Consider the following 25,966-nt stretch of genomic DNA (forward strand, 5'->3'; position numbering starts at 1 on the left):
GCCCGCGCCGATCGCGTGTTCCCCCGTCACCGGCGCGACAAGCGTCAACCGACCGACACGGGAACCACACTCCGGGTTACCGTCGAACCATGACCATCAGGGCCGTGATCTGGGACGTGGACGACACCCTCTTCGACTACACCACCGCCGACCGCACCGGCATGCACGGTCACCTGGCGGCCGAGGGTCTTCTCGACGGGTACGAGTCCGCCGAGCAGGCCCTCGCGCACTGGCGGGAGATCACCGACCAGCAGTGGGCGCGCTTCTCGGCGGGGGAGACCGACTTCGAGGGGCAGCGCCGGGACCGTGTCCGGGTCTTCCTGGGCGAGGAGCTGACGGATGCCGAGGCCGACGCCTGGTTCCAGCGGTACCTCACGCACTACGAGGCCGCCTGGGCTCTCTTCCCGGACGTCCTGCCCGTCCTGGACGCCCTCGCCGCCAGCCATCGGCACGGGGTGCTGTCGAACTCCAGCCTCACCGTCCAGGACCGTAAGCTGCGCGTCCTCGGCGTGCGCGACCGCTTCGAGGCCGTCCTGTGCGCCGCCGAGCTCGGCGTCTCCAAGCCGGACGCCCAGGCCTTCCACGCGGCCTGTGAGGCCCTGGAACTCGCCCCGCGGCAGGTCGCGTACGTCGGCGACCACCCGGAGATCGACGCACGGGGAGCCGCCGACGCAGGTCTGCTGTCGGTCTGGCTCGACCGCGACGGCGGCCGGACCGTCGTCGACACGCCCGGCGTCCCGCACCGGATCGCCTCGCTGGCCGAACTCCCAGCCATCGTCGGCGCCGATACCCGTTTTGGAGCGCCGTCCACCTTCAGGTAATGTTCTTCCTGCGCCGCCGGAGAGCGGGCCGAAAGGTCCGGAACCGGAGGCGCAAGCTAAAACAAGATCCCCGCAGGGGATTGAGTTTCAGTGGCCTATGGTGTAATTGGCAGCACGACGGTTTCTGGTTCCGTTAGTCTAGGTTCGAGTCCTGGTAGGCCAGCTCGCAGAGCTCATCTGCAAACGCGGAGGTCAACTCCGCAACGCCCCCGTTGTGTAGCGGCCTAGCACGCTGCCCTCTCACGGCAGTAGCGCCGGTTCGAATCCGGTCGGGGGTACAGATCCTTCCCAGGAAGGCAGTCAGGGTCGCACCCGCTGCCTCTCATGCAGGATCGCTAGGGCCCCCGTTGTGTAGCGGCCTAGCACGCCGCCCTCTCAAGGCGGTAGCGCCGGTTCGAATCCGGTCGGGGGTACTCGGTGGTCTAGACCACCTTTGGGCTATGGTGTAATTGGCAACACGACGGTTTCTGGTTCCGTTGTTCTAGGTTCGAGTCCTGGTAGCCCAGCTGGATCAGTTGTGATCCTTGCCCCCGTTGTGTAGCGGCCTAGCACGCCGCCCTCTCAAGGCGGTAGCGCCGGTTCGAATCCGGTCGGGGGTACGTGAGTCCGATGGCCTCCACTTCGGTGGAGGCCATCGGCGTTTTTGGCCCGCTCCGGGACCCGTACGGCCGCCGTCTCGACCCGCCGCCGTCTCGCCCGCTCCGTGTCGGACGCATGGGTCTCCAGGTAGTCCAGGTCCCGCATCGCCACCTGGTGCATCAACTCCGCGGACGGTGCCAGGAGTTCGGCCGGTCCACCTCGCGGCCACCGTCGCCGGATCCTCCTCCTCGGGTGCGGGCTCCTGTGGCAACGCCCACAGCGCCGCGCCGAGCCGGATCGTCCGCCCACCTGGATCAGCGCGCGCACGAGGCGCGGCGCAGCCGCCGTAGATGATTTTCGTCGTGCGCGGCCGTCGTCGGGCCGGTGGCCGCACAGGGGGCGTTGCCCGTGGGGAAGCGGGGGCGGCGGGCGTCGGACCGGTTCGCTTGCCGGTCGCCCGATGCGGAGGCCGGGGGAGTGGCGCGTTGATCGGGCTGTGCGGGGTGCCCGTGGTTGCTCGGGCCCGCGCGGTGGAGCCGCGTGATGTCGCTGCCCCGCACCCCTTGCGGGGGTCGGTGTCCCGGACGAGCCTGCCGCGGCGTTGAGGCCGGCCCGTTTCCGTGACGCACTCGGCGCGGGGTCAGCCCGTGCGGCGGAGGGCCTCGGAGAGGCGGGCGGCGGCGTCGATGACCGCCTGGGCGTGCATACGGCCCGGGTGGCGGGTCAGTCGCTCGATCGGGCCGGAGACCGAGACGGCGGCCACCACGCGGTTCGAGGGGCCACGTACGGGCGCGGAAACCGACGCGACGCCCGGCTCGCGCTCGCCGATGGACTGGGCCCAGCCCCGGCGTCGTACGCCCGACAGGGCCGTCGCCGTGAAGCGGGCTCCCTGGAGACCGCGGTGCAGGCGCTCCGGCTCCTCCCAGGCCATCAGGATCTGTGCGGACGAACCCGCCTTCATCGTGAGCGTGGAGCCGACCGGGACCGTGTCCCGAAGGCCGGACAGACGCTCGGCCGCGGCGACGCAGATGCGCATGTCGCCCTGGCGGCGGTAGAGCTGCGCGCTCTCGCCCGTGATGTCGCGCAGATGCGTGAGCACCGGGCCCGCCGTCGCGAGAAGGCGGTCCTCGCCCGCGGCCGCGGCCAGCTCGGCGAGGCGGGGGCCGAGAATGAAGCGGCCCTGCATGTCGCGCGCCACCATGCGGTGGTGTTCAAGTGCCACGGCGAGGCGATGTGCCGTGGGTCGTGCCAGTCCGGTCGCCGCGACCAGTCCCGCGAGGGTGGCCGGACCGGACTCCAGAGCGCTCAGGACAAGGGCTGCCTTGTCCAGTACGCCGACGCCGCTACTGTTGTCCATGCAACGATACTCGCGTCTCACTCTGTGAAACGCAAGTTCAATTTTCGGTGGAACGCGCCACCCTTGTAGACACAGCGGCCCGCGGACCAAACGGGCCCGGCGGACGACGTCCGATACGAGGGGTACGAACGTTTGCCGCCCCGGAAATCTCTAGTTGGGCCGGCGCCACACAGGCCGGCCGGAGGGAAAGCGATGGGTAGGACACTCGCGGAGAAGGTCTGGGACGACCATGTCGTCCGGCGCGCCGAGGGCGAGCCCGACCTCCTCTTCATCGATCTGCACCTGCTGCACGAGGTGACCAGCCCGCAGGCCTTCGACGGTCTTCGTCAGGCGGGGCGCCCGGTGCGCCGCCTCGACCTCACCATCGCCACCGAGGATCACAACACCCCGACCCTCGACATCGACAAGCCCATCGCGGACCCGGTCTCCCGGGCCCAGCTGGAGACGCTGCGCAAGAACTGCGCCGACTTCGGTGTACGGCTGCACTCGCTGGGTGACGTCGAGCAGGGTGTCGTCCACGTGGTGGGACCGCAGCTGGGCCTGACCCAGCCGGGCACCACCGTGGTCTGTGGCGACTCCCACACCTCCACGCACGGCGCCTTCGGCGCGCTGGCGTTCGGCATCGGCACCTCGCAGGTCGAGCATGTGCTGGCCACCCAGACGCTGCCGCTGGCCCGCCCCAAGACCATGGCCATCACGGTCGACGGCGAACTGCCCGAGGGCGTCACCGCCAAGGACCTGATCCTGGCGATCATCGCCAGGATCGGTACGGGTGGCGGCCAGGGCTACATCCTGGAATACCGCGGCTCCTCCATCGAGAAGCTCTCGATGGAGGCCCGGATGACCATCTGCAACATGTCGATCGAGGCCGGCGCCCGCGCGGGCATGATCGCCCCCGACGAGACCACCTTCGAGTACCTCAAGGGCCGTGCGCACGCCCCCGAGGGCGAGGACTGGGACGCCGCGGTCGCGTACTGGAAGACCCTGAAGTCGGACGAGGACGCGGAATTCGACGCGGAGGTCGTCATCGACGCCGCCGCCCTGTCGCCGTTCGTCACCTGGGGCACCAACCCCGGCCAGGGGGCGCCGCTTTCGGCGGCTGTCCCCGACCCGGCTTCGTACGAAGACGCTTCGGAGCGCCTGGCCGCCGAAAAGGCCCTGGAATACATGGGGTTGGCCGCCGGGCAGCCGCTGCGCGACATCAAGGTCGACACCGTCTTCGTAGGTTCGTGCACCAACGGCCGCATCGAGGACCTGCGCGCCGCCGCCGCGATCGTCGAGGGCCGCAAAGTCGCCGACGGCGTGCGGATGCTGGTGGTCCCCGGTTCTGCGCGGGTCGGTCTGCAGGCCGTCTCCGAGGGCCTGGACGTGGTCTTCAAGGAGGCCGGCGCCGAATGGCGGCACGCGGGCTGCTCGATGTGTCTGGGCATGAACCCCGACCAGCTGGCACCTGGTGAGCGCTCCGCGTCCACCTCCAACCGCAACTTCGAGGGCAGGCAGGGCAAGGGCGGCCGTACGCACCTGGTGTCGCCGCAGGTCGCCGCCGCCACCGCCGTACTCGGCCACCTGGCCTCCCCGGCCGATCTGTCCGACGCGTCTGCCGCCCGTACGCCCGCTGGAGTCTGAGAAGCCATGGAAGCATTCACCACGCACACCGGTCGGGCCGTCCCGCTGCGCCGCAGCAACGTCGACACCGACCAGATCATCCCCGCCCACTGGCTCAAGAAGGTGACCAGGGACGGCTTCGAGGACGGGCTGTTCGAGGCCTGGCGCAAGGACTCGTCCTTCATCCTCAACCAGCCCGAGCGCAAGGGCGCCACGGTCCTGGTCGCGGGCCCCGACTTCGGCACCGGCTCCTCGCGCGAGCACGCCGTCTGGGCGCTGCAGAACTACGGCTTCAAGGCCGTCATCTCGTCCCGGTTCGCGGACATCTTCCGCGGCAACTCGCTCAAGAACGGCCTGCTCACGGTGGTTCTGGAGCAGAAGATCGTGGACGCGCTGCAGGAGCTGACCGAGAAGGACCCGCAGACCGAGATCACGGTCGATCTGGAGGCCCGCGAGGTGCGCGCCGAGGGCATCACCGCCGCCTTCGAGCTCGACGAGAACGCCCGCTGGCGGCTGCTGAACGGCCTGGACGACATCTCCATCACCCTCCAGAACGAGGGCGACATCGCGGCGTACGAGGCCAAGCGGCCGTCGTACAAGCCGAAGACGCTCCAGGTCTGACGCCCGGGCCGCATCGCGGCTCAGGTACGGCTGATTTCAGCCACCGCAACACCCCTCTGTACCCCCAATCGTGGACGGTTGGGGGTACAGCTGTGTCTGCCCCCCGACGGCCCCGGCGCGCCCCTTTGAAGGGCTCCAACTCCCTTAGTTACAAAGGAGATTGCCTGGGTACGCGCACCGTGGAGCGGCGGCGTTCCGAGGCGCTCAGGACGCCCTCCAGGTACGGCAGTTACCCCCTGCGCAGGCGACAACTCGCCCCAGATGGCACAATCTGTGCATGGAACACGACGGCCAACTCGAGCTCTATACGGCAGTCGCGGCCCAACTCAAGGAAGCGCACACAAGAGTGCGCGCACTGCAAGTCCCGGAGGGCGTACGGATGGCGCTGACCCGGAAGCTGCTGGTCATTACGGCCGTGGCCAAGCACGATCTCGCCGACGCGACAAGGCGGCTGGAGCGGTTCACCACCGACCTCGACGAGGGTCGATTCCTCGAAGAGGAACGCTGAGGAACTCCGCTACAGCCCGAGTTCGTTGCGGCACAAGGGTGATTAGCCCGTTTCGTGTTTGATTTGCGGTATATATCTGCCTAACGTGCGAAAAAGCTTGAACGCATTCGTTCGGGCAATGTCTCCGAAGGGGAAGACGTGAACAAGGCGCAGCTCGTAGAAGCGATTGCCGACAAGGTCGGCGGGCGTCAGCAGGCCGCCGACGCGGTCGACGCCGTACTGGACGCGATCGTCCGCGCGGTTGTCGGCGGGGACCGGGTCTCGGTCACCGGCTTCGGTTCCTTCGAGAAGGTGGACCGTCCGGCTCGTTACGCCCGCAACCCGCAGACCGGTGAGCGTGTTCGGGTCAAGAAGACCTCGGTGCCGCGCTTCCGTGCTGGTCAGGGCTTCAAGGACCTGGTGAGCGGCTCGAAGAAGCTCCCGCGCGGTGGCGAAGTCGCCGTCAAGAAGGCGCCCAAGGGCAGCCTGACCGGTGGCGCGGCGGTGACGGTCAAGAAGGCCGCGGCGAAGAAGACCACCGCCGCCAAGAAGGCGACGGTCAAGAAGACCGCCGCCGCCGCGAAGAAGACGGTCGCGAAGAAGACCACCGCCGCCGCGAAGAAGACCACGGCGAAGAAGACCACCGCCGCCGCGAAGAAGACCACGGCGACCGCCAAGAAGGCCGCGGCGAAGAAGACCACCGCCAAGAAGGCCCCGGCGAAGAAGGCCCCCGCCAAGAAGTCGACGGCTCGCAAGACGACCGCCAAGAAGACCACCGCCCGCTAGAAGCTGGGGCGCAGGGCAACTCACGCGCCGGGCCGGACTCCCATGGGGAGCCCGGCCCGCGGCGTGTCCGGGAACGGGCTTCGGTTCCGGAAGGCCCTCCGGAGCGTTCAAAGGGCCTGGTCAGAAGGCCCGGTCAGAACGTCCGGTCAGAACGTCTGGAGCGTCACCAGGGTGATCCGGCGTGCCTCGCCGTCGCCCTCGGTCTCGATGCGTACTCGCTGCCCCGGGCGCAGCAGCCGGAGCCCGCCGGCGTCGAACGCCGCGCCGTCGAAGGACACCGGGGTGCCGTCGTCGAGCAGCACCTGGCCGCTACGGGTCTCGGGATCGTACGTGTACGCGGTCGCCTGCATACCGAAAGCCTATCCAGCACCGGTGCGCCGTGAACGGGGCGGTCGTGATGCCGGTGGCACCGGTGGTAAGGGACGGTGAGGGGGTGAACCGGTCGGGGAGTCAGGTGCTCGGCTGGCCCGGGATCAGGAGTTTGGCCGCCATCGTGGCCGTGCGCGGGCCCACGCCCAGGGCGAGCGCCGCACGCAGGTCGTCGCCGGTGTCCACGTCCTGGCGTACGGAATCCACCGCGGTGAGGGCGAGTTCCGTGGCGCCCGAGGCACGATGACGAGCCCGGGAATCGGTGCCGAAAGCGGGGTGCAATTCCCGGCCCGGAGAAGCGGCCAGCAGAGTGGTACCGATTGCGGCCGCATCGGCGAGAAAAGCGCGCGGGAATTCGGCGGCGGCGTCGAGTACCCGGGCCAATTCCAGGGGACGCAATGCGGGCAGATCGGCGTTCAGGGCCGCCACGGCGCATTCGGGACTTCGGGAACGCACGGCCGCCGCCCCGTGCGCCAGTGCGATGTTCAGGCCGCCCCCCGGCTCGTCCGGGACGATCCGCGCGCCCAGCGCGGACAGCTCCCGTCCGGCCAGGGCGTCGTCCGTGACGACTGCCACATCACGGACCGCCGCGCAGGCCAGCGCGGCCGCCACGGTGTCCTGCGCGAAGGCGAGGGCGAGCCCGGGGCGCACTCCGTCGGCGGCGGTGTCCGACAGCCTGCTCTTGGCCCGCGCCAGGGGTTTGAGAGGGATGACCAAGGTCCACTGCACGAGCGCTCCGTTCCTCCCTTGTCGCGCCCATTGTGACCCGACAGCCCTGACGCTTCGGACACCGGGGCGTACGGTGTTCTCGACAGACAGGCGGCCTGGGGCGACACTTGTGCGGCCCCCCAGGCCCTAAGAGGAAGGTGTCCGCGTGCCCCGCCGCAGAATCGGCTTCTGGTACCGCTTTGCAGCGGTCCTCTGCAAGCCGCCACTGGTGGTTCTGATCAAGCGGGACTGGCGTGGAATGGAGAACATTCCGGCCGAGGGCGGATTTATCACCGCGGTGAACCACAATTCGCATGTGGACCCGTTCGCGTATGCCCACTATCAGTACAACACTGGGCGTGTTCCGCGATTCCTGGCGAAGGCCGGGCTTTTCAGGAAGGGATTCGTCGGGGCCGCGATGCGCGGCACCGGACAGATTCCCGTCTACCGCGAGAGCACCGACGCGCTGAGCGCCTTCCGCGCCGCGATCGACGCCGTGGAGCGTGGCGAGTGCGTCGCGTTCTACCCCGAGGGCACCCTCACCCGCGACCCCGACGGCTGGCCGATGACCGGTAAGACCGGCGCCGCACGGGTCGCCCTGCAGACCAAGTGCCCGGTGATTCCGGTCGCCCAGTGGGGCGCCAACGAACTGCTGCCGCCGTACGCCAAGAAGCCCAACGTCCTTCCGCGCAAGACCCACCACGTGCTCGCGGGCCCCCCGGTCGACCTGTCGCGTTTCTACGACAAGGAGATGAGCCCGGACCTCCTGAAGGAGGCCACGGAGGTCATCATGGCCGCCATCACCGCGCAGCTGGAGCAGATCCGCGGCGAGAAGGCCCCTGAGAGGCCCTTCGACCCGCGCCAGGTGCGGATCGAACAGCGCAAGCGCACCAGGGCCCAGGAAAAGGCCCAGGAGCTGGCGCAGGCGCAGCAGCAGGCACAGGCACAGGCACAGGCAGAGCAGGAAGAGGGGCAGAGCACGTGAGCAAGCCGGTCAAGGCAGCCGTCTTCGGGACCGGATCGTGGGGCACGGCCTTCGGCATGGTGCTCGCCGACGCGGGGTGCGAGGTCACCCTGTGGGCGCGGCGCGCAGAACTCGTCGAAGCGGTCAACTCCACGCGTACGAACCCGGACTATCTGCCGGGCGTCGAACTCCCCGAGAACCTGCGGGCCACCACCGACGCCGCCGAGGCCGCGCGTGACGCCGACTTCACCGTGCTCGCCATTCCCTCGCAGACCCTGCGCGAGAACCTTGCCGCATGGGCGCCCCTGCTCGCGCCCGACACCGTCCTCGTCTCCCTCATGAAGGGCGTCGAACTCGGCTCCGCGATGCGGATGAGTGAAGTGATCGAGGACGTCGCCAAGGTCGGCGCGCACCGTATCGCCGTGGTCACCGGACCCAACCTCGCCCGCGAGATCGCCGCCCGCATGCCCGCCGCCGGCGTGGTCGCCTGCACCTCCGAAGAGGTCGCCCAGCGCCTCCAGGCCGCCTGCCACACCCCGTACTTCCGTCCGTACACCAACACCGACGTGGTGGGCTGCGAACTCGGCGGCGCGGTCAAGAACGTGATCGGTCTCGCCGTCGGCATCGCGGACGGCATGGGCCTGGGCGACAACGCCAAGGGCTCGCTCATCACCCGCGGACTCGCCGAGACCACCCGTCTCGGCCTCGTCATGGGCGCCGACCCGCTGACTTTCTCCGGACTCGCCGGCCTGGGTGACCTGGTGGCCACCTGCTCCTCGCCGCTCTCGCGCAACCACACCTTCGGCACCAACCTCGGCAAGGGCATGACCCTCCAGGAAACCATCGCGGTCACCAAGCAGACCGCCGAGGGTGTCAAGTCCTGTGAGTCCGTGCTGGATCTGGCCCGCAGGCACGGTGTCGACATGCCGATCACCGAGACGGTCGTCGGCATCGTCCACGAGGGCAAGCCGCCGGTCGTCGCGCTCAAGGAACTGATGTCCCGCAGCGCCAAGGCCGAACGCCGCTGAGAATCCAAGCCCGAACGCCGCTGAGATCAACGCTGCGCAACGGCTCGTACGACGCTGAGCGACCACCCGTGCGACGTTGCGCAACGGCCACCGTGGGGCACTGACTCGCCGCCGTACCAACGGGTACTCTCAACCCGATATGAGCACCGAGAACCTCCCCCAGAGCCCTGAGCAGCCGCCTCGCAAGCCGCGCGTGGCCGTCGTCTTCGGCGGACGCAGCTCCGAACACGGGATCTCCGTCGTCACGGCCGGCGCCGTCCTGCGCGCCATCGACCGGACGAAGTACGACGTCCTGCCGATCGGCATCACCCTGGACGGCCGTTGGGCGCTCACCGCCGACGAACCGGACCGGATGGCCATCGTCGACCGGCGGCAGCCGAGCGTGGAGCAGCTCGCCGAGTCGAGCGAGGGCGCTGTGATCCTCCCCGTGGACCCGGCCAACCGCGAAGTCGTCTACAGCGAGCCCGGATCGGTCCCCAAGGCCCTGGGCGAGGTCGACGTCGTCTTCCCCATGCTGCACGGCCCGTACGGCGAGGACGGCACCCTGCAGGGCCTCCTGGAGCTCTCCGGAGTCCCGTACGTCGGAGCGGGCGTGCTCGCCTCGGCCGTCGGCCAGGACAAGGAGTACATGAAGCGGGTGTTCACCTCCTTCGGGCTGCCCGTCGGCCCGTACGTGGTGATCCGGCCCCGCGAGTGGCAGCGCGACGAGTCCGCCGCCCGCAAGAAGATCATCGACTTCGCCGGTGAGCACGGCTGGCCGTTGTTCATCAAGCCCGCGCGCGCGGGCTCCTCGATCGGCATCACCAAGGTCGACTCCCTCGAAGGCCTCGACGAGGCGATCGAGGAGGCCCAGCGGCACGACCCGAAGATCATCGTGGAGGCGCTGCTGCGCGGCCGCGAGATCGAGTGCGGGGTCCTGGAGTTCGAGGACGGGCCGCGCGCGAGCGTGCCCGCCGAGATCCCGCCCGTGCAGTCGCACGCGTACTACGACTTCGAGGCGAAGTACATCGACTCGACGCCCGGCCTCGTACCCGCCCCGCTGACCCCCGAGCAGACTGCCGAGGTCCAGCGGCTCGCGGTCGACGCGTTCGAGGCCGCCTCCTGCGAGGGCCTGGTGCGCGCGGACTTCTTCCTCACGGAGGACGGCGAGTTCGTGATCAACGAGATCAACACCATGCCGGGCTTCACGCCCATCTCCATGTACCCGCAGATGTGGGAGGCGAGCGGCGTGGGCTACCAGGAGCTGGTGGACCGCCTGATCCAGGCGGCGCTGAACCGCTCCACGGGGCTCCGCTAGACCCTGGGCACGCGGCCCCGCGACGCACGCGTGTACGTCAGTCGGCGATCCCTTCGGGGATCGCCTTCTTGATGGGCGCGGCCAGATCGACGAGCGAGCCCGAACCGTCCCGCTGGACCCACTTCTTCGGCACGCTGACCTCGACGTACGCCCGGCGCAGACTGGTGGTGAAGCGGTACGACCCGTCGTCCTGCTTCTCCATCAGCCAGCCGAGGCCGTTCACCTCGCCGCTGAGCGCGTTCTCGTCGCTCATCTTCGCGGGCCGTTCGACACCGCAGCGCAGTATGATCGCCGGGCTTCCCCAGCCCGCGGTCAGCGCGGACCGGGGCTCGGGATCGTTCCGGTCGAGGCCGTCTACTTTCTTCGGCAGCACCTTGTCCAGGTTCTGACACAGCCCGGTGACCTTCGCGTCCGGGCCGGGAACCACGGCCGACGCACGGTCGTCTGCCGAGGAGCAGCCGGTGGCGGTGATCAACAGGGCGAGAACGGGCAGCCCGAAGAGAGTGGCGTGCCGGTGACGGGAAGAGTTCACCGGCCAAGGTTAGACGGGGGCTACAGGTGCACCACCGGGCAGGTCAGGGTGCGGGTGATGCCGTCCACTTGCTGGACCTTCGCGACCACCATGCGGCCGAGTTCATCGACCGTGCCGGCCTGCGCGCGCACGATCACGTCGTACGGTCCTGTGACGTCCTCGGCCTGGATCACCCCCGGGATCTTGCTGATCGTCTCGGCGACGGTCGACGCTTTGCCGACCTCCGTCTGGATCAGGATGTACGCCTGTACCACGGAACCTCCAGGGCGGCCACGAGGATCATGTGGGGAAAAGGAACGCCACGGTATCGCGTCGCCGCTCGCCACGGGGAGACCCGCGGTGGCTGGGGCTTGCGCGCCGGGGTGCACGGACTGCACAAGTTGACGGTCAACTTGACCGTACCGAGTACAGAGACGGCTCGCGACCGGGCACGGGTAGCGGCAGAGGGAGCAGTACGATCATGAAGGGCACCGTGGGCGAGTTGGGGGAGTTCGGGCTCATCAAGGAGCTCACCTCGCGTCTCACCACCACCCCGGCGGTCCGGGTCGGCCCCGGCGACGACGCCGCCGTGGTGGCCGCGCCCGACCGCAGGGTCGTGGCGAGCACCGACATCCTCCTGGAGGGGCGGCACTTCCGCCGCGACTGGTCCACCGCGTACGACGTCGGGCGCAAGGCCGCCGCGCAGAACCTCGCGGACATCGCCGCGATGGGCGCGGTACCGACCGCACTGCTGCTCGGCCTGGTCGTCCCGGCCGAACTCCCGGCCACCTGGCCCTCGGAGATGATGGACGGGTTGCGCGACGAGTGCCAGGTCGCGGGCGCGGCCGTGGTCGGCGGCGATGTCGTACGCGGCGACACCATCATGATCTCGATCACCGCGCTCGGTGATCTGCGCAACCACGAGCCGGTCACCCGGGGCGGCGCCCAGCCCGGCGACGTGATCGCCGTGACGGGCTGGCTCGGCTGGTCCGCGGCCGGGCACGCGGTGCTCTCCCGCGGCTTCCGCTCCCCGCGCGCCTTCGTCGAGGCCCACCGGCGCCCCGAGCCGCCGTACCACGCGGGTCCCGCGGCCGCCGGGCTCGGCGCGACGGCGATGTGCGACGTGAGTGACGGGCTGATCGCCGACCTCGGCCACATCGCGGAGGCGAGCAAGGTCAGGATCGACATCCGCTCGGGCGCGATCGACATCCCCTCCCAGATGAACGACATCGGCCAGGCCGTCGGCGTCGATCCGATCCAGTGGGTGCTCACCGGCGGCGAGGACCACGCGATCGTGGCGACCTTCCCGCCGGACGTGAAGCTGCCCGCGCGCTGGAAGGTGATCGGCGAGGTCCTCAACCCCTCGGCGCTGCCCCAGGTCACGGTGGACGGCGCGCCCTGGACCAGCAAGGGCGGCTGGGACCACTTCGGCGACATCGAGTCGTAGCTCCTCCTCGGCCCCGTCGGCTTTCAGGCGGGGTACTCCCGGAGTTTGATGCCGGTGGCCGCCTTCTCGGTGAGCTTCTTGAAGAAGCCCGCCAGGAGGCGGGAGCTGAGCAGCCGGTACGCGCGGTCCCGGCTGCGGATCCGCCGCTCGGCCGGCGGCGCGAAGAACGGCCCCGCGTTGCCGGAGATCTTCTGGCAGCCCTTGGCGAAGTCCCGGATGCGGGTCTCGTACTCGGCGAAGGCGGTGCGGTGGTCGCCGCCCGCGAGGGCCAGCTCGCCGGCCAGGACGTACGCCCCGACGATCGCGACCCCGGGACGGGGGCCTCCGGGGTCCAGGGGGATTCCGTCCGTGGTGCGGATGTCGAGGGGGCCCAGGATGCCGAAGCGCATTCGGCAGATTCTGGCAGGTACCGGAAGAGGGCACGACAAAAAACCGGCCCACCGTGAGGTGGACCGGTTCTTAGGCGAACCAGCAATGGCCGCGCGCGATCGGATTCCCCCTGCTCAAGCGGAGTCGAGAGCTTGGGGAGTTGCGTCAGCGCGAGACCTTGCCGGCCTTGATGCACGAGGTGCAAGCGTTCACGCGCTTCGGCGTCCCGCCCACCACGGTACGGACGCGCTGGATGTTGGGGTTCCAGCGACGGGACGTACGGCGGTGCGAGTGCGAGATGTTGTTGCCGAAGCCCGGCCCCTTGCCGCAGACGTCGCAGTTGGCAGCCACGGGTCACTCCAAAGACTTCAGATGCACTTACGGTTGATCCCGGCATGCCGGAATCGAGATCTAGGATCTGAGTGGCGGTGCCAGGGGGAAGACCCGATCGGATCGGGCAACTGGAGCAGCATACAACGACTGCGTCCGGAGAACGAAACTACCATGGCTGCCCCGGGGCCCGCCCCGGCCCTCCTTGGGGCCCCTACCGCCAGTAACCCGTCCTGGGTCTACGCTGCGTCCCACGTCCAGCAGCTCAAGGAGGCGCAGGTGCCGCAGGTGCCGCAGACATTGGATGCTCTCGCGGTGCGCACCTGGTGCGGCCTCGCGCTGGAGGCCCTGGGACGGGCCCGCGAGGAGATCGACGCCATCAATGTCTACCCGGTGGCCGACGGGGACACCGGGACGAATCTGTACCTGACCGTGGAGTCGGCGGCAGCGGCGGTGGAGGCGGTCTTCGCGGGCTACGAGGCGGTGGTCACCGTCGGCGACGCCGTGCCCCCGGGTGCCGGACGGCCCACCCTCGCCGACGCCGTGCGGGCGATGGCGCACGGGGCGCTGATAGGGGCCCGGGGGAACTCCGGGACGATCCTGGCGCAGCTGCTGCGCGGCATGGCACAGGTACTCGCCGCCGACAGTGAGACCGCTCACACCGACGGGCAGGGCCTCCGTCTCGCCCTCCGGCAGGCCGCCGACTCCGCACGCGAGGCCGTCGCGCACCCCGTGGAGGGCACGGTCCTCACGGTCGCCTCGGCCGCCGCCGAAGCGGCCACGGGTACCGAGGGCGACTGCGGCACGGTCGCGTGCGCGGCGTACGAGGGTGCGCGGACGGCCCTCATGGCGACCCCCGGACAGCTGGCCGTCCTGGAGCGCGCCGGTGTGGTCGACGCGGGCGGGCTGGGGCTGCTGGCGGTGCTGGCGGCGTTGGTGGAGACGTTCAGCGGGGAGTCCCCGGGCGCCGGATGGGTGGCGGGCACCGTCCACGCGCGCGTGGACGGTGTGTACGCGGATGGTGCGTACGGGGACGGCGTGTGCGCGGACGGTCGGCAGGACGATGGCGGTCCGGCCTTCGAGGTCATCTATCTGCTGGAGGCGGAGGACGCGGCCGTGGCGCGGTTGCGGGACCGGCTCGACCGACTGGGCGACTCGCTGGTCGTGGTCGGCGGGGACGGGCTGTGGAACGTCCACGTGCACACGGACGACGCGGGTGCCGCCGTGGAGGTGGGCGTCGAGGCCGGGCGGCCGTACCGGATCCGGATCACGCACTTCGGGCTGGGCGACGCCCACACGGCGGGTGCGGCGGGGCAGCCGCCCAGGGAGCGGGCGCAGCGGGCCGTCGTGGCGGTCGTGCCCGGCGAAGGGCTGGCCGGGCTGTACGCCGAGGCCGGGGCGACCACCGTGCTCGCACGGCCCGGAGAGCCGCCCGCCAGCGGGGAGCTCGTCGAGGCCGTACGCCGTGCGCACGCGCGCGAGGTGGTGCTGCTGCCCAATGACTCCGAACTGCGTCACACCGCGGCGGCGGCCGCCGAGCAGGCACGTACGGAGGGTGTGCGGGTCGCGTTGATCCCGACCCGCTCCGCGGTCCAGGGCATCGCCGCGCTCGCCGTCCACGAGCCCGGACGTCGCTTCGACGAGGACGTCGTCGCCATGACCTCGGCGGCGGGCGCCACCCGCTACGCCGAGGTCGCCGTCGCCGAGCGCCAGTCCTGGACCATGGCCGGCATCTGCCAGGCCGGCGACGTCCTCGGTCTCATCGAAGGTGACGTCGCCGTGATCGGCTCCGACATCACCGCCACCGCCGAAGCCGTCCTCGACCGCATGCTCGCCGCCGGCGGGGAAATGGTCACCCTCGTCCTCGGTGACGAGGCCCCCGAGTCCATCGCCGCCCATCTCGAATCCCGGGTCCGGGAGTCGTACTTGGCGGTGGACACGGTGACGTACCGGGGCGGGCGACAAGGAGCGCTGCTACTGATCGGCGTGGAGTAGCCACCGGTGGCGTCTGCCGCGGGTGGGTGGGGGCTGGTCGCGCCCGCGCGGCGGAGCCGCACGATGTCACAGCCCCGTGCCCCTGAAAGCCTCAGCCCGTCCGGCGTCCGAGGGCGAGGCCGTTCACGCCGAAGCGGGGGTGCGTCATCGTGCCCGCTGCTTCTCCATCAGCCGCAGCATGTTCTCCGCCTCCGCCCGCCGAGCCTCCGCAGTCTCCCCCGTCACCTCCGCGTACGCGGAAAGCACGGCACGCGCGCGTGTGGCCGCCGCCGCGGGCCGGAGCAGGTCGGCCTCCAGCCACCCGGCGGCAAGCTCCGCACCGGTGCGCGCATCGAGGGCATCGTCCTCGAGGGAGGCGAACACGGATACGGCCTGCGTGACGTGGGCCAAGGCCTCCTCGAGGACGACTGCGGCCGCGCCCTCCTCCGCGTCGTCCGGAAGGGAACGAGCGAGGAGGTCACCGAACTGCTGGTACGTGTGGCCGAGATCGGCGACCAGGCGAAGACGGGCCTCCGCGGCATCCGAGTCCTCCGGAGCGGCAACTGCCGACGACACCGTCCGAAGCCCCTTCTCGCACTCCCGCACCGCCACGGACATCAACTTCCGGGCCCCCTCCAGCCCCGCATCCGTACGCACCACGACCCACGCCCGGGCCCGCAGGGACCGGATCAGACCGTGGACGTTGCCGAGGGCACGCCACAGGTCGCCGGCGCGGGCGTACGCCTGGTCTGCCTGCGCGGGCAGCCCGGCGTGGCCGAGTGCCTCGGCGGCGAGGTGGGCGAGCATCGCGTGGTCGCGCTGCTCGGGCCAGTGCCGGGCGATGTCCGCGGCCTGCAACCAGCGTTCCGCCGCCGCACGATGGTCGCCGAGTTCGGTGAGGCAGTCGCCGAGCCACCATCGCGTCTGCACGATCGCACCGTCGCCGTGCATGTCGGTGGTCAGATCGGGCAGCGCCGACTCCAAGATCTCCGCGGCCTCGGCCCAACGCCCCTGACGGAGCAGGAAACCGCCGAGCTGGTGCCGGGCCCAGGCGCCGAGCGTGGGCCCCTCGCCCGCCTCGTCCGCCCAGTGCGCGGCCTCCAGGGCGTGTTCCGCGGCGGGCCCGAACTGCCCGGTGGCGCCGAGGATCTCGGCGAGCTGCAGATGCAGCTGCGCGTGCCCCATAGGCTCCCGGTGGGGGCTTCCGTGCTCCAGCGCCGCACGCGCGGCCCGCTCGGCCCCCTCCGCGTCGCCCAGGTGCCGGGCGATGCCGGCGAGCCGGGATTCGTACTCCACGGCGAACCACGGCAGCCCCGCCGTCACGAACGCCTCCGCGGCCTGCGCGAGCAGCTCCGCGGCGACCTCGGCGTCCCCGGCGTGCGCCGCGAGCTCCCCGAGCATCGCCCGAGCCTCCGCGGCCCGCGAGGCCATCCGTACGTCCGCGATGTGCGGCTCCGTCAGCGCCAGCAGTTCCCGTACGGCCGCCTCGGCAGCGACCACGACCTCGTCCCCACCCGCCCCGGAAACCGTCGCCCCGGAAGCCGTCGCTCCCGACTCGCCCTCGCCCGCACCCTCCTGCACCAGCTGCATCAATATCCGCGCCCGCCCCACCAGCACGGACGCCGCCTGGGACACCCCCGTCCCGCTGTCCGCGAGGAGCGCGAGCACCTGCTCGTACAGCTCCGAGACGGTCGCCAGCGCCTCACCGGGCCCGCCGGTGAGGGCGAGGACGTACGCGGCGCGGGCGCGGGCAGCCAGCGCCTCGCCGGGGTCGCCCGCCTCGGCGTACAGCTCGGCGGCCACATGGAAGAGCTCGATGCCCTCGGGACCGCGCTCCATGGCCGCGTGGTCGGCGATCTCCGCGCGGTCGCGGACCTCCAGCTCCTGGCCCTCGGCGGCCCGCGAGACCGCCGCCCAGGCCTCGACGGCGTGCGGGCTCCGGGTCTGCGACAGCCGTCGGGCCTCGGCGAGCAGCGCCGAGAGCGAGGACGCCGACCCTGCGGCCGACGCCACGACGGCGCCGGACTCCACGCCACCTGACTGCCGCGCCGAAGCCGAGCCCGACCGCGACACCTGCCGCGCAGGCCGGGATCGCACCCCCAGCGGCAATCGCTCCACCAACGGCCGCCGGTCCATCCGCGCCCGAGCCCGTTCACTCACGTACGACGTGCCATTGCGCGCGTCGAAGCGCGCCGCCAGCGAAAGGGCCTGCCCGCGCGCGTGGACGGCGAGTTCGCTCGCGGTCCACGTCCGTCCGGCCGGTCCCGGCACGGGCTGCTCGCCGAGGCCGAGCTCGGTCAGGCGGTCCATGAGCAGGGCCGTCACGGCCATGAAGTCGAGCTTGCTGCGCGGGTCCCCCGAGTCCGTGAAGTAGGCGGGGCGCTCGGCGAGCAGTTCCAGGGCGCGTGCCTCGTTGCCGGAGAGCGTGCAGAACTCCACATGGTCCGCGTACGCGCCGCGCATGCTTTCCATGGGGCGCACCAGCCGGAACCCCCGCAGGTGGTGGGCGCGGGCCTCGTCCAGCCGTCCCAGGCGCAGCAGGGGGACCAGAGAGGACGCCAGGACGGTGTGCGGCTCGTGGGCGCAGGCGTATTCGCCCTCCAGGACCGGACGCCACAGTTCCAGCGCTTCCTCGGCGGCATCGCGCTCCGCCTGCCACCACCCCTGGCTGTGCAGTTCGCACGCGTGGCAGTCGGCCATGGTGTCCCGGTCGGCCGCCAGCCAGGCGGTGTACGCCCGCTCGGCGCGCTCCAGGTCGCCCAGGTGCGCGGCGACGCTGAACTCGGCGCCCCGCACGGCCCGTTCGGAGTGACCGGCGAGCCGGTAGCGGTGCCCCATCTCGCCGAGCCACTTCTCTATGGAGGCGAGCGGAATGTGCGGCTGGTCGAGCATGCCGGCCGACATCCACTTGAAGACCCAGTGCAGGGAGTGGGTCTCGTACTCGTCGAAGTCCTCGGGGCGCTCGTCCCACATGCGCAGCAGGCGCGCGAAGGGGACGAACATCTTGTCCTTCTCGGAGCTGTAGTTGTAGACCTTCAGCTGGTGTCCGAGCGCCTCGATCACGGCGAGCGGGATGTTCAACTTCTCGGATTCGACGAGCAGTTGCTCAGCGCGCGCGTTGCGGGCGGGACCCTCCGGCTGCTCGTAGTTGTCCGCCATCGCCTGGCGCAGGGTGTCGAAGTCCATGGCCTGGCCGCTCACCGGCGGTCGTCCTTTCCGGGGTCGCTGTGGGTGGCCCACTCCAGGAGGCCGATGAACGCCCGGTTGAGGAGCGCGGAGTCGGCGGGCCGCAGGGGGCGCTGCGCCATCAGGAGGGCCTGTCCGTAGAGGGACTCCGTGGCGGTGCCTATCAGCTCCGGGTCGTGCAGTGAACTGATCCTTCGGATCAGTGGGTTGAGGTGGTTGAGGACCAGACGCGCGCGGGGAGCGCTGCCGCGCAGCGAACCGAGAATGCCCGCCCACAGGTCGTCGGCCTGCTCCTCCGCCTCCGCGCGGGCCTGCTCGTGGCGGGCCGCCCGGTCGTCCAGGTGCAGGGCGGGTACGGAGAGCGGGTGGAAGGCGCGCAGCACCACGTCGCAGCCCAGGGGGTCCAGCTTGGCCCGTGCGGCCATCAGGAAGTTCGAGAGGGCCAGTTCCTCGGCCGGGTCGACCGCGTCCAGGTGTGCCGTCACGGTGTCGGCGTCGAGCTCCGAGACGACCGTCCCCGGACGCACGGACGGCAGCGCCTCCACCAGCTCGCTGTCGTACGTGTAGCCGCCGTTGATCACTCCGATGCCCTGCGCGGAGGCGATGGGCGCGACCTGCCGGTACTCCTCCACGGTCCGCGTGAAGTGCACCACCGGGTGGCGCAGCGCGAACTCCTCCAGAGACAGCCGTCCGTCGGTCGTCTCGAAGGGCAGCCAGGGCAGCATCGTGCGCAGCATCTCGCTGTCGTGCCGCGCCAGGGACTTCACGCCCAGGTAGTGCACCGCCAGGAAGGCCGCCAGGCGCTCCGGGTCGCCCGCCGCGAGCCCCGTCAGCCATGACCGGATGCGCTCGCCCAGGGCTTCGCGTACGGCCGCCAGGGTCTCGTCCTCGTACAGCGACTCGCGCGACGCGGTGGGCCGCAGGCTGTCCGTGTCCAGGACGCAGCGCACGAAGAACGCCCAGTCGGGCAGCAGCTGTTCGGCCCGCTCAGTGAGCAGCATGCCCTTCAGGTGCACCCGGTGGCTCGCGCGCTGGGCGGGGCTGACCGCGGACGGCAGGACGTACGCCACGCCGCGGACTCCGGCGAGCGGCACATTCAGGTCGATCGCGTCCAGCGGTGTGAAGCCGAACAGGTCATGACAGTGGCGGGCCAGGGCCACCCTTCGGGTGGCGGGGCTCGGGTACGCGCGGTCCCAGGGCGCCGGAAGGTCCGCGATCGCCTCGTCGCCGACGCGTACGTCGTAGGGCAGCAGCGATCCGAAGTCCCGGGCCAGTGACCGGACCCGCTCCTCGGTGAGCCATTCGCCGGCTCCGGCGCGCGCCACCAGGTGCACGGTGGTGCCCGGTTCGGGGCGTGCCTCGTGCGGCAGCGTCCGCACGGTGTACGAGCCGTCGTCGGTCGCCGTCCACTCCACGGGCGCCGCGTCGGGCGTGCGCGCGCTGCGGCTGACGACCCGGATGCGCTCGGCGACCACGAAACACGCCAGCAACCCGATGCCGAACTGCCCGAGGAAGTCGGAGCGGGCCGCCTGCAGGCCGTCGTCCCGCTTGGAGCTGCGGCCGATCGTCGCGAGGAGGCTGTGGACATCGGACTCGGTGAGCCCGACGCCGGAGTCCTCCACGCGCAGGGTGCCGCTCTGCGCGTACAGGCGCACGGTGGCCGGCGCGTCCGGCTGTTCGGCCCGCCGGGCGGTGATCGCGTCCACGGCGTTCTGCAGCAGTTCGCGCAGGTAGACCTTGGGACTGGAGTAGAGGTGATGGGAGAGCAGGTCCACCAAACCGCGCAGGTCGACCTGGAACGTATGAGGTGACTGGGATGCCTGTGATGACTGTGAGGTCTGGGAGTCCATCGTCGCTGCGCCGGTGGGTGGGGGGACGTGCGACGGCGCGGGGTCGGGCGGTCCCGGGGGACGGTGACCGCGAAGAGGGCCGGAGCGCGCCATCCTAGGCCCGAAACGAGCCGTCTGACCAGCGGATTTCCAGGACGTATACGGCAATGTCAGTGGTGTGGTGTGCAATGGATCTCGTGCCCGTGCTCGATGAACCACTGAAGAAGGTGCTCGGTCCCCCCACCGCGAAGGTGATGGCCGAGCACCTCGGCCTGCACACCGTCGGTGACCTGCTGCACCACTATCCACGCAGATACGAGGAGCGTGGGCAGCTCACCCACCTCGCCGACCTGCCCATGGACGAGCATGTCACGGTGGTCGCCCAGGTCGCCGACGCGCGCCTGCACACCTTCGCCTCCTCCAAGGCACCCCGTGGCAAGGGCCAGCGCCTCGAAGTGACCATCACGGACGGTAGCGGCCGCCTCCAGCTGGTCTTCTTCGGCCATGGTGTGCACAAGCCCCACAAGGACCTGCTGCCCGGCACGCGCGCGCTGTTCTCGGGCAAGGTCTCCGTCTTCAACCACCGCCTCCAGCTGGCCCATCCGGCGTACGAGCTGCTGCGCGGCGACAGCGACGAAGCCGCCGAGACCGTCGACTCCTGGGCGGGCGCGCTCATCCCGATCTACCCGGCCACCGCGAAGCTGGAGTCCTGGAAGATCGCCAAGTCCGTCCAGACGGTGCTGCTGAGCGCCCAGGAGGCCGTCGATCCCCTTCCGGACTCCCTCCGGGACGGCCGCGGCCTGGTCTCCCTGCCCGAGGCCCTCCTGAAGATCCACCGCCCGCACACCAAGGCGGACATCCACGACGCCCGCGCCCGCCTCAAGTGGGACGAGGCCTTCGTCCTCCAGGTCGCCCTGGCCCGCCGCCGCCACGCCGACGCCCAGCTCCCCGCCGTGGCCCGCACCCCCCGGCCGGACGGCCTCCTCACCGCCTTCGACGCCAAACTGCCCTTCACCCTCACCGAGGGCCAGCAGAAGGTCTCCAAGGAGATCTTCGACGACCTGGCCACAGAGCACCCGATGCACCGGCTGCTCCAGGGCGAGGTCGGCTCCGGCAAGACGTTGGTGGCCCTGCGCGCCATGCTGGCCGTCGTCGACGCGGGTGGGCAGGCCGCGATGCTCGCGCCCACCGAAGTGCTCGCCCAGCAGCACCACCGGTCGGTCACCGAGATGATGGGGGAGCTGGCCGAGGGCGGCATGCTCGGCGGGGCCGAGCACTCGACCAAGGTCGTGCCGCTCACCGGATCCATGGGGGCGGCGGCGCGACGGCAGGCGCTGCTCGATCTGGTCACCGGTGAGGCCGGGATCGTCATCGGCACGCACGCGCTGATCGAGGACAAGATTCAGTTCCACGACCTGGGCCTGGTCGTCGTCGACGAGCAGCACCGCTTCGGGGTCGAGCAGCGCGACGCCCTGCGCGGCAAGGGCAAGCAGCCCCCGCACCTCCTGGTGATGACCGCCACGCCCATTCCGCGCACGGTCGCGATGACCGTCTTCGGCGACCTGGAGACCTCGGTCCTCGACCAGCTCCCCGCCGGGCGCTCGCCGATCGCCAGCCATGTCGTCCCTGCCGCCGACAAGCCGCACTTCCTCACGCGCGCGTGGGAGCGCGTGCGCGAGGAAGTGGAGAACGGACATCAGGCGTACGTGGTCTGTCCCCGGATCGGTGACGACGTCGATGAACCGGGCGACCCGAAGAAGACCAAGAAGAAGTCCCCCGAGGACGAGGCCGAGAAGCGCCCGCCCCTCGCCGTCCTCGATGTCGCCGACCAGCTCGCCAAGGGCCCCCTGCAGGGCCTCAAGGTCGAAGTCCTGCACGGCAGGATGCAGCCCGACGACAAGGACGCCGTGATGCGCCGCTTCACCGCGGGAGAGACGGACGTCCTGGTCGCGACGACCGTGATCGAGGTCGGGGTGAACGTGCCGAACGCGACAGCCATGGTGATCATGGACGCCGACCGGTTCGGCGTGTCCCAGCTCCACCAGCTGCGCGGCCGCGTCGGCCGCGGCTCCGCCGCCGGACTCTGCCTGCTGGTCACCGAGATGCCGGAGGCGAGCCCGGCCCGCCAGCGGCTGAACGCGGTGGCGTCCACCCTCGACGGCTTCGAGCTCTCCCGCATCGACCTCGAACAGCGCCGTGAGGGCGACGTCCTCGGCCAGGCCCAGTCCGGCGTCCGTTCCTCGCTGCGCGTGCTTGCCGTCATCGACGACGAGGAGATCATCGCCGAGGCCCGCGAGGAGGCCGCCTCGGTCGTCGCCGCCGACCCCGAGCTCACCGGGCTCCCCGGCCTGCGCACGGCCCTGGAGGCGCTCCTCGACGAGGAGCGCGAGCAGTACTTGGACAAGGGCTGAGACAAGGGCGCTGAGACGAGCGCTGAGACGAGCGCTGAAACGAGGGCTGAAGCGAGGTGTGCGGTTCGGGGCGGAGAGGCACTCCCGGGACCGCGGCTGAGAGACTGGGACAGACGCACCACCCGCGCACCCGACACCCCACCAGTGCAAAGGACCCTCATGACCCGCGTGATCGCCGGCCGGGCCGGCGGACGCCGTCTGGCCGTCCCGCCGGGCACCGGCACCCGCCCCACCTCCGACCGGGCGCGCGAGGGACTCTTCTCCACCTGGCAGTCCCTGCTCGGCGGCCCCCTGGAGGGAGAGCACGTCCTCGATCTGTACGCGGGATCGGGCGCCATCGGCCTGGAGGCCCTCAGCCGCGGCGCCGGCCACGCCCTGCTCGTCGAGGCCGACGCCCGCGCGGCCCGGATCATCCGCGAGAACGTGAAGTCGCTGGGTCTGCCCGGCGCCGAGGTCAGATCGGGCAAAGCGGAGCAGATCATCCAAGGAGCGGCGCCTGCGGACGCGTATGACCTGGTCTTCCTCGACCCGCCGTACGCCGTCTCGGACGACGATCTTCGGGAGATTCTGCTCACACTCCGGACGCAGGGCTGGCTCGCGGCCGAAGCGCTCGTCACCGTGGAGCGCAGCACCAGAGGCGGCGAATTCGGATGGCCGGACGGCTTCGAAGCGATCAGGGCCCGTCGTTACGGCGAGGGGACGTTTTGGTACGGTCGCGCCGCCTCTACGTGCGAAGACGCACGATGACCGGACTGGAGAGCGAGGGACCTCAGTTGCGCCGCGCCGTCTGTCCCGGGTCGTTCGACCCGATCACCAACGGACATCTCGACATCATCGCCCGAGCATCCAAGCTCTACGACGTCGTATACGTCGCGGTGATGATCAATCAGTCCAAGAAGGGCTTGTTCGAGATCGAGGAGCGGATCGATCTGATCCGCCAGGTCACCGCCGAATTCGGAAACGTCGAGGTGGAGGCCTTCCACGGCCTCCTCGTCGACTTCTGCAAGCAGCGCGACATCCCGGCCATCGTGAAAGGCCTGCGCGCCGTCAGCGACTTCGACTACGAGCTGCAGATGGCCCAGATGAACAACGGCCTCTCGGGCGTGGAGACCCTCTTCGTGCCCACCAACCCCACCTACAGTTTCCTGTCGTCCTCCCTGGTCAAGGAGGTCGCGACCTGGGGCGGCGATGTCTCCCACCTGGTGCCTCCGATGGTTCTCGAGGCGCTCAAGGAGCGGCTCAAGACGGGCTGAGTGAACCCACAGCGGATTCCCTGGAACCTGACAGTCCGTCACCCGGTGTCGGGCGGGGCGGGAGTGGTCGTACAGTCGACTCGTCCGTCTCCATCACAGCTGTAGAGAGTGGCGAGCACACGGTGGACGTGCAGAAGAAGCTCGATGAGATCGTCGCGGCGGTCGGCAGCGCCCGTTCGATGCCCATGTCTGCCTCGTGCGTGGTCAACCGCGCCGAGCTGCTCTCGATGCTCGAAGAGGTGCGTCAGGCGCTGCCCGGCTCCCTCGCCCAGGCCGAGGAGCTCATCGGCGGCCGCGAGCAGATGGTCGAGCAGGCCCGGGCGGAGGCCGAGCGGATCATCGAGTCCGCGCACGTCGAGCGCGGTTCCCTGATCTCCGACACCGAGGTCGCCCGCCGCTCCCAGAACGAGGCCGACCGGATCCTCTCCGAGGCCCGCCAGGAGGCCGAGGAGGTCCGTGCCGAGGCCGACGACTACGTCGACTCCAAGCTCGCCAACTTCGAGGTCGTCCTCACCAAGACCCTCGGCTCCGTCGGCCGCGGCCGCGAGAAGCTGCTCGGCACCGGCCCCGGCACCGACGAGCAGGGGTACGAGGACGAGGACGCCCCCGAGCGCAGCCATGACCCCGAGACCCTGCGCCGCAACGCCGACGAATACGTCGACGTCAAGCTCGGCGCCTTCGAGGCCGTCCTCGCCAAAACCCTGGAGGCCGTCGGCCGCGGCCGGCAGAAGCTGCACGGCCGGATCGCCAGCGACGACCTGGGCGAACTGGGCACCTTCTCGGACGACGGGACGCCCGGCCTGCACACCAGTGACGCCGACTACCTGGCCGGTCTCGCCGAGCTCTCGGACGCCCCCGAGCGGCCCGCCCAGACCCCCGAGGTACCGGCCCAGCCGACCCAGCCGAGCTACGGACAGCAGCAGGACGCGTACGCGTACCAGCAGCAGGCGGACCCCTACGGCTATCAGCAGCAGTACGCCCAGCAGGACGCGTACGGCTACCAGCAGGCCGACCCGTACGCCGCGTACCCGCAGCACCAGGGCTACGACCAGCAGCCGGCGTACGGCCAGAGCGGGCAGCAGGCCTATCCGCAGCAGCAGGCGCAGGCCCTGGACCCGATGGCGAACGCCCTGGACGAGACCAGCCTCTTCGACACCACCATGATCAGCGCCGAGCAGCTGCGGGCGTACGAACAGGGCCGTTGACCCCGGACGGGCACCGGACGAGCACCGGCTGAGCACTGCATGAGCACCGGATTGGGCCGAGAGCGAAAGGTCCAGTATCCTGGTTCTTCGGTCGTGTGTACGTCCGCGATCAACGCTGCCCACGGAACACCAGGGGTGGCATCCCCCTTGAGCTTCGAAGATCGAAAGCAGGAATGGCTCTGAACACCCGCCTCGACCACCGCAACCCTCTTGTGTTCGACACACACGAGCTGGGGCGGCGTCCTGGCGCGCTGCAGCGCTTGACCCGCACGATCGACGCCCCCAGGGATCTGGGGATCCAAGGAGTCATCGGAGTGCCGGAAGGCGCCCCGGTGGAGCTCGAACTCCGCCTTGAGTCGGTCATGGAAGGGGTGCTTGTCACAGGCACCGCCCGTGCACAGGCCAAGGGGGAGTGCGTAAGGTGTCTGGAGTCGCTTGAGCAGCAGCTCGAAGCGGACTTCCAGGAGATGTTCTCGTACCCTGACGCCGACGACCGGGGCCGTGTGAAAGCGGAGCCGGCCGACGACGCCGAGGAAGACGAGGACACGCTCTTCATCGAGGACGGCCTGTTCGACCTCGAACCCGTGCTGCGTGATGCGGTGGTGCTCGCACTGCCGATGCAGCCGGTGTGCCAGGACGACTGCCCCGGCCTGTGCTCCGAGTGCGGAGCCCGGCTCGCGGACGACCCGGACCACCACCACGACGCCGTCGACATCCGTTGGGCGGCACTGCAGGGACTCGCCGGTTCACTCGAAGATGGCGAGAAGGACGAGATGAGCGGCGAAGCGCCCAAGTCAGCACGCGCCGCCGAGAAGCAGGAGAAGTAGCC

General features: G+C 70.4%; 23 protein-coding genes, 5 tRNA genes and 1 pseudogene. 20 read left to right on the plus strand and 9 right to left on the minus strand.

Annotation, left to right across the window (positions count from 1 at the left end; translation table 11 throughout):
* Positions 1-89: 89 nt before the first annotated feature.
* The 6 genes from OG747_RS31280 (at position 90) to OG747_RS31305 (ending at position 1,420) form a co-directional block, all read left to right on the plus strand.
* On the plus strand, positions 90-821 hold the full coding sequence (locus OG747_RS31280) for an HAD family hydrolase (RefSeq protein ID WP_405882722.1): 732 nt from the start codon (positions 90-92) through the stop codon (positions 819-821).
* Between the two features lie 91 nt (positions 822-912).
* Positions 913-984: transfer RNA gene (locus tag OG747_RS31285), tRNA-Gln, on the plus strand.
* Positions 985-1,026: 42 nt separating this feature from the next.
* Positions 1,027-1,099: transfer RNA gene (locus OG747_RS31290), tRNA-Glu, on the plus strand.
* Positions 1,100-1,161: 62 nt separating this feature from the next.
* Positions 1,162-1,234 (plus strand) — tRNA-Glu (locus OG747_RS31295).
* A gap of 21 nt (positions 1,235-1,255) precedes the next feature.
* Positions 1,256-1,327: transfer RNA gene (locus tag OG747_RS31300), tRNA-Gln, on the plus strand.
* 20 nt (positions 1,328-1,347) lie between these two features.
* Positions 1,348-1,420: transfer RNA gene (locus OG747_RS31305), tRNA-Glu, on the plus strand.
* 620 nt (positions 1,421-2,040) lie between these two features.
* Here OG747_RS31305 and ndgR read toward each other — a convergent pair.
* Positions 2,041-2,757, minus strand: coding sequence for an IclR family transcriptional regulator NdgR (gene ndgR / locus OG747_RS31310; protein ID WP_007384919.1), 717 nt, complete (start codon positions 2,755-2,757; stop codon positions 2,041-2,043).
* A 192-nt stretch (positions 2,758-2,949) separates the two neighbouring features.
* Here ndgR and leuC point away from each other — a divergent pair, with 192 nt between their 5' ends.
* The 4 genes from leuC (at position 2,950) to OG747_RS31330 (ending at position 6,256) form a co-directional block, all read left to right on the plus strand.
* The gene (leuC, locus tag OG747_RS31315) at positions 2,950-4,383 is read left to right on the plus strand and encodes a 3-isopropylmalate dehydratase large subunit (RefSeq protein WP_405882723.1); all 1,434 of its coding nucleotides are present in this window, start codon (positions 2,950-2,952) and stop codon (positions 4,381-4,383) included.
* A 6-nt stretch (positions 4,384-4,389) separates the two neighbouring features.
* On the plus strand, positions 4,390-4,983 hold the full coding sequence (leuD, locus tag OG747_RS31320; protein WP_405882724.1) for a 3-isopropylmalate dehydratase small subunit: 594 nt from the start codon (positions 4,390-4,392) through the stop codon (positions 4,981-4,983).
* Between the two features lie 277 nt (positions 4,984-5,260).
* Positions 5,261-5,491 carry a hypothetical protein gene (locus OG747_RS31325; protein ID WP_362070663.1) on the plus strand — a complete coding sequence of 77 codons (231 nt, stop codon included), beginning with the start codon at positions 5,261-5,263 and terminating at the stop codon, positions 5,489-5,491.
* Positions 5,492-5,629: 138 nt separating this feature from the next.
* Positions 5,630-6,256, plus strand: a complete 627-nt coding sequence (locus OG747_RS31330) for an HU family DNA-binding protein (protein WP_405882725.1) — start codon at positions 5,630-5,632, stop codon at positions 6,254-6,256.
* Between the two features lie 146 nt (positions 6,257-6,402).
* Here the strand turns inward: OG747_RS31330 and OG747_RS31335 are convergent, their stop codons facing one another.
* Both OG747_RS31335 and cofC read right to left on the minus strand, forming a co-directional pair.
* Positions 6,403-6,606, minus strand: coding sequence for a hypothetical protein (locus OG747_RS31335; protein ID WP_405882726.1), 204 nt, complete (start codon positions 6,604-6,606; stop codon positions 6,403-6,405).
* Positions 6,607-6,706: 100 nt separating this feature from the next.
* Positions 6,707-7,354, minus strand: coding sequence for a 2-phospho-L-lactate guanylyltransferase (gene cofC, locus OG747_RS31340; protein ID WP_405882727.1), 648 nt, complete (start codon positions 7,352-7,354; stop codon positions 6,707-6,709).
* 145 nt (positions 7,355-7,499) lie between these two features.
* Here cofC and OG747_RS31345 point away from each other — a divergent pair, with 145 nt between their 5' ends.
* The 3 genes from OG747_RS31345 to OG747_RS31355 all read left to right on the plus strand — a co-directional run bounded on the left by OG747_RS31345 (position 7,500) and on the right by OG747_RS31355 (position 10,622).
* Positions 7,500-8,318, plus strand: a complete 819-nt coding sequence (locus OG747_RS31345; protein WP_405882729.1) for a lysophospholipid acyltransferase family protein — start codon at positions 7,500-7,502, stop codon at positions 8,316-8,318.
* On the plus strand, positions 8,315-9,325 hold the full coding sequence (locus OG747_RS31350; protein ID WP_405882730.1) for an NAD(P)H-dependent glycerol-3-phosphate dehydrogenase: 1,011 nt from the start codon (positions 8,315-8,317) through the stop codon (positions 9,323-9,325). The genes OG747_RS31345 and OG747_RS31350 overlap by 4 nt, the downstream gene beginning before the upstream one ends.
* A 139-nt stretch (positions 9,326-9,464) precedes the next feature.
* Positions 9,465-10,622 carry a D-alanine--D-alanine ligase family protein gene (locus tag OG747_RS31355; protein ID WP_405882731.1) on the plus strand — a complete coding sequence of 386 codons (1,158 nt, stop codon included), beginning with the start codon at positions 9,465-9,467 and terminating at the stop codon, positions 10,620-10,622.
* Positions 10,623-10,659: 37 nt separating this feature from the next.
* Here OG747_RS31355 and OG747_RS31360 read toward each other — a convergent pair whose 3' ends face one another.
* On the minus strand, positions 10,660-11,154 hold the full coding sequence (locus OG747_RS31360; protein ID WP_405882732.1) for a DUF3515 domain-containing protein: 495 nt from the start codon (positions 11,152-11,154) through the stop codon (positions 10,660-10,662).
* Between the two features lie 20 nt (positions 11,155-11,174).
* The gene (locus OG747_RS31365) at positions 11,175-11,408 is read right to left on the minus strand and encodes an Lrp/AsnC family transcriptional regulator (RefSeq protein WP_405882733.1); all 234 of its coding nucleotides are present in this window, start codon (positions 11,406-11,408) and stop codon (positions 11,175-11,177) included.
* Between the two features lie 206 nt (positions 11,409-11,614).
* On the opposite strand from OG747_RS31365, the gene OG747_RS31370 reads away from it, so the two are divergent.
* Positions 11,615-12,580 carry a thiamine-phosphate kinase gene (locus OG747_RS31370; protein ID WP_405882734.1) on the plus strand — a complete coding sequence of 322 codons (966 nt, stop codon included), beginning with the start codon at positions 11,615-11,617 and terminating at the stop codon, positions 12,578-12,580.
* 23 nt (positions 12,581-12,603) lie between these two features.
* Here OG747_RS31370 and OG747_RS31375 read toward each other — a convergent pair.
* Positions 12,604-12,906, minus strand: a pseudogene (locus OG747_RS31375) (FAD-dependent oxidoreductase); the annotation flags it as partial.
* 208 nt (positions 12,907-13,114) lie between these two features.
* Entirely contained in the window at positions 13,115-13,300 is a 186-nt protein-coding gene (rpmB, locus tag OG747_RS31380) for a 50S ribosomal protein L28 (RefSeq protein ID WP_003993230.1), read from the minus strand.
* Between the two features lie 258 nt (positions 13,301-13,558).
* On the opposite strand from rpmB, the gene OG747_RS31385 reads away from it, so the two are divergent.
* Entirely contained in the window at positions 13,559-15,274 is a 1,716-nt protein-coding gene (locus OG747_RS31385; protein WP_405885776.1) for a DAK2 domain-containing protein, read from the plus strand.
* Positions 15,275-15,418: 144 nt separating this feature from the next.
* On the opposite strand, the gene OG747_RS31390 is transcribed toward OG747_RS31385, so the two are convergent.
* Complete coding sequence (locus tag OG747_RS31390; protein WP_405885778.1) at positions 15,419-18,439, minus strand: tetratricopeptide repeat protein; 3,021 nt, start codon at positions 18,437-18,439, stop codon at positions 15,419-15,421.
* 11 nt (positions 18,440-18,450) lie between these two features.
* A complete protein-coding gene (locus tag OG747_RS31395; protein ID WP_405882736.1) occupies positions 18,451-20,289 on the minus strand; it encodes an HSP90 family protein in 1,839 nt (612 codons plus the stop codon).
* Positions 20,290-20,456: 167 nt separating this feature from the next.
* Between OG747_RS31395 and recG the strand changes: the two genes are divergently transcribed.
* The 5 genes from recG (at position 20,457) to OG747_RS31420 (ending at position 25,964) form a co-directional block, all read left to right on the plus strand.
* Positions 20,457-22,679 (plus strand): ATP-dependent DNA helicase RecG, encoded by a 2,223-nt coding sequence (recG, locus tag OG747_RS31400; protein ID WP_405882737.1) that lies wholly within the window; start codon positions 20,457-20,459, stop codon positions 22,677-22,679.
* Positions 22,680-22,838: 159 nt separating this feature from the next.
* Entirely contained in the window at positions 22,839-23,426 is a 588-nt protein-coding gene (gene rsmD, locus OG747_RS31405) for a 16S rRNA (guanine(966)-N(2))-methyltransferase RsmD (protein ID WP_405882738.1), read from the plus strand.
* A gap of 26 nt (positions 23,427-23,452) precedes the next feature.
* Positions 23,453-23,932 carry a pantetheine-phosphate adenylyltransferase gene (gene coaD, locus OG747_RS31410; RefSeq protein ID WP_405885780.1) on the plus strand — a complete coding sequence of 160 codons (480 nt, stop codon included), beginning with the start codon at positions 23,453-23,455 and terminating at the stop codon, positions 23,930-23,932.
* 122 nt (positions 23,933-24,054) lie between these two features.
* On the plus strand, positions 24,055-25,137 hold the full coding sequence (locus OG747_RS31415) for a cell division initiation protein (protein ID WP_405882739.1): 1,083 nt from the start codon (positions 24,055-24,057) through the stop codon (positions 25,135-25,137).
* Positions 25,138-25,310: 173 nt separating this feature from the next.
* On the plus strand, positions 25,311-25,964 hold the full coding sequence (locus tag OG747_RS31420; RefSeq protein WP_405882740.1) for a YceD family protein: 654 nt from the start codon (positions 25,311-25,313) through the stop codon (positions 25,962-25,964).
* Positions 25,965-25,966 lie beyond the last annotated feature (2 nt).

The organism is Streptomyces sp. NBC_01384 (assembly GCF_045040035.1).
In the GTDB taxonomy this organism is placed as follows: Bacteria; Actinomycetota; Actinomycetes; order Streptomycetales; family Streptomycetaceae; genus Streptomyces.

Excerpts from the sequence above, each read along its gene's own strand:
- leuC (WP_405882723.1), top strand. The coding sequence starts at position 2,950 with ATGGGTAGGACACTCGCGGAGAAGGTCTGGGACGACCATGTCGTCCGG.
- recG (WP_405882737.1), top strand. The coding sequence starts at position 20,457 with ATGGATCTCGTGCCCGTGCTCGATGAACCACTGAAGAAGGTGCTCGGT.
- OG747_RS31370 (WP_405882734.1), top strand. The coding sequence starts at position 11,615 with ATGAAGGGCACCGTGGGCGAGTTGGGGGAGTTCGGGCTCATCAAGGAG.
- rsmD (WP_405882738.1), top strand. The coding sequence starts at position 22,839 with ATGACCCGCGTGATCGCCGGCCGGGCCGGCGGACGCCGTCTGGCCGTC.
- OG747_RS31420 (WP_405882740.1), top strand. The coding sequence starts at position 25,311 with ATGGCTCTGAACACCCGCCTCGACCACCGCAACCCTCTTGTGTTCGAC.
- OG747_RS31325 (WP_362070663.1), top strand. The coding sequence starts at position 5,261 with ATGGAACACGACGGCCAACTCGAGCTCTATACGGCAGTCGCGGCCCAA.
- OG747_RS31355 (WP_405882731.1), top strand. The coding sequence starts at position 9,465 with ATGAGCACCGAGAACCTCCCCCAGAGCCCTGAGCAGCCGCCTCGCAAG.
- leuD (WP_405882724.1), top strand. The coding sequence starts at position 4,390 with ATGGAAGCATTCACCACGCACACCGGTCGGGCCGTCCCGCTGCGCCGC.
- OG747_RS31280 (WP_405882722.1), top strand. The coding sequence starts at position 90 with ATGACCATCAGGGCCGTGATCTGGGACGTGGACGACACCCTCTTCGAC.
- OG747_RS31395 (WP_405882736.1), bottom strand. The coding sequence starts at position 20,289 with ATGGACTCCCAGACCTCACAGTCATCACAGGCATCCCAGTCACCTCAT.
- OG747_RS31390 (WP_405885778.1), bottom strand. The coding sequence starts at position 18,439 with ATGGACTTCGACACCCTGCGCCAGGCGATGGCGGACAACTACGAGCAG.
- ndgR (WP_007384919.1), bottom strand. The coding sequence starts at position 2,757 with ATGGACAACAGTAGCGGCGTCGGCGTACTGGACAAGGCAGCCCTTGTC.
- OG747_RS31335 (WP_405882726.1), bottom strand. The coding sequence starts at position 6,606 with ATGCAGGCGACCGCGTACACGTACGATCCCGAGACCCGTAGCGGCCAG.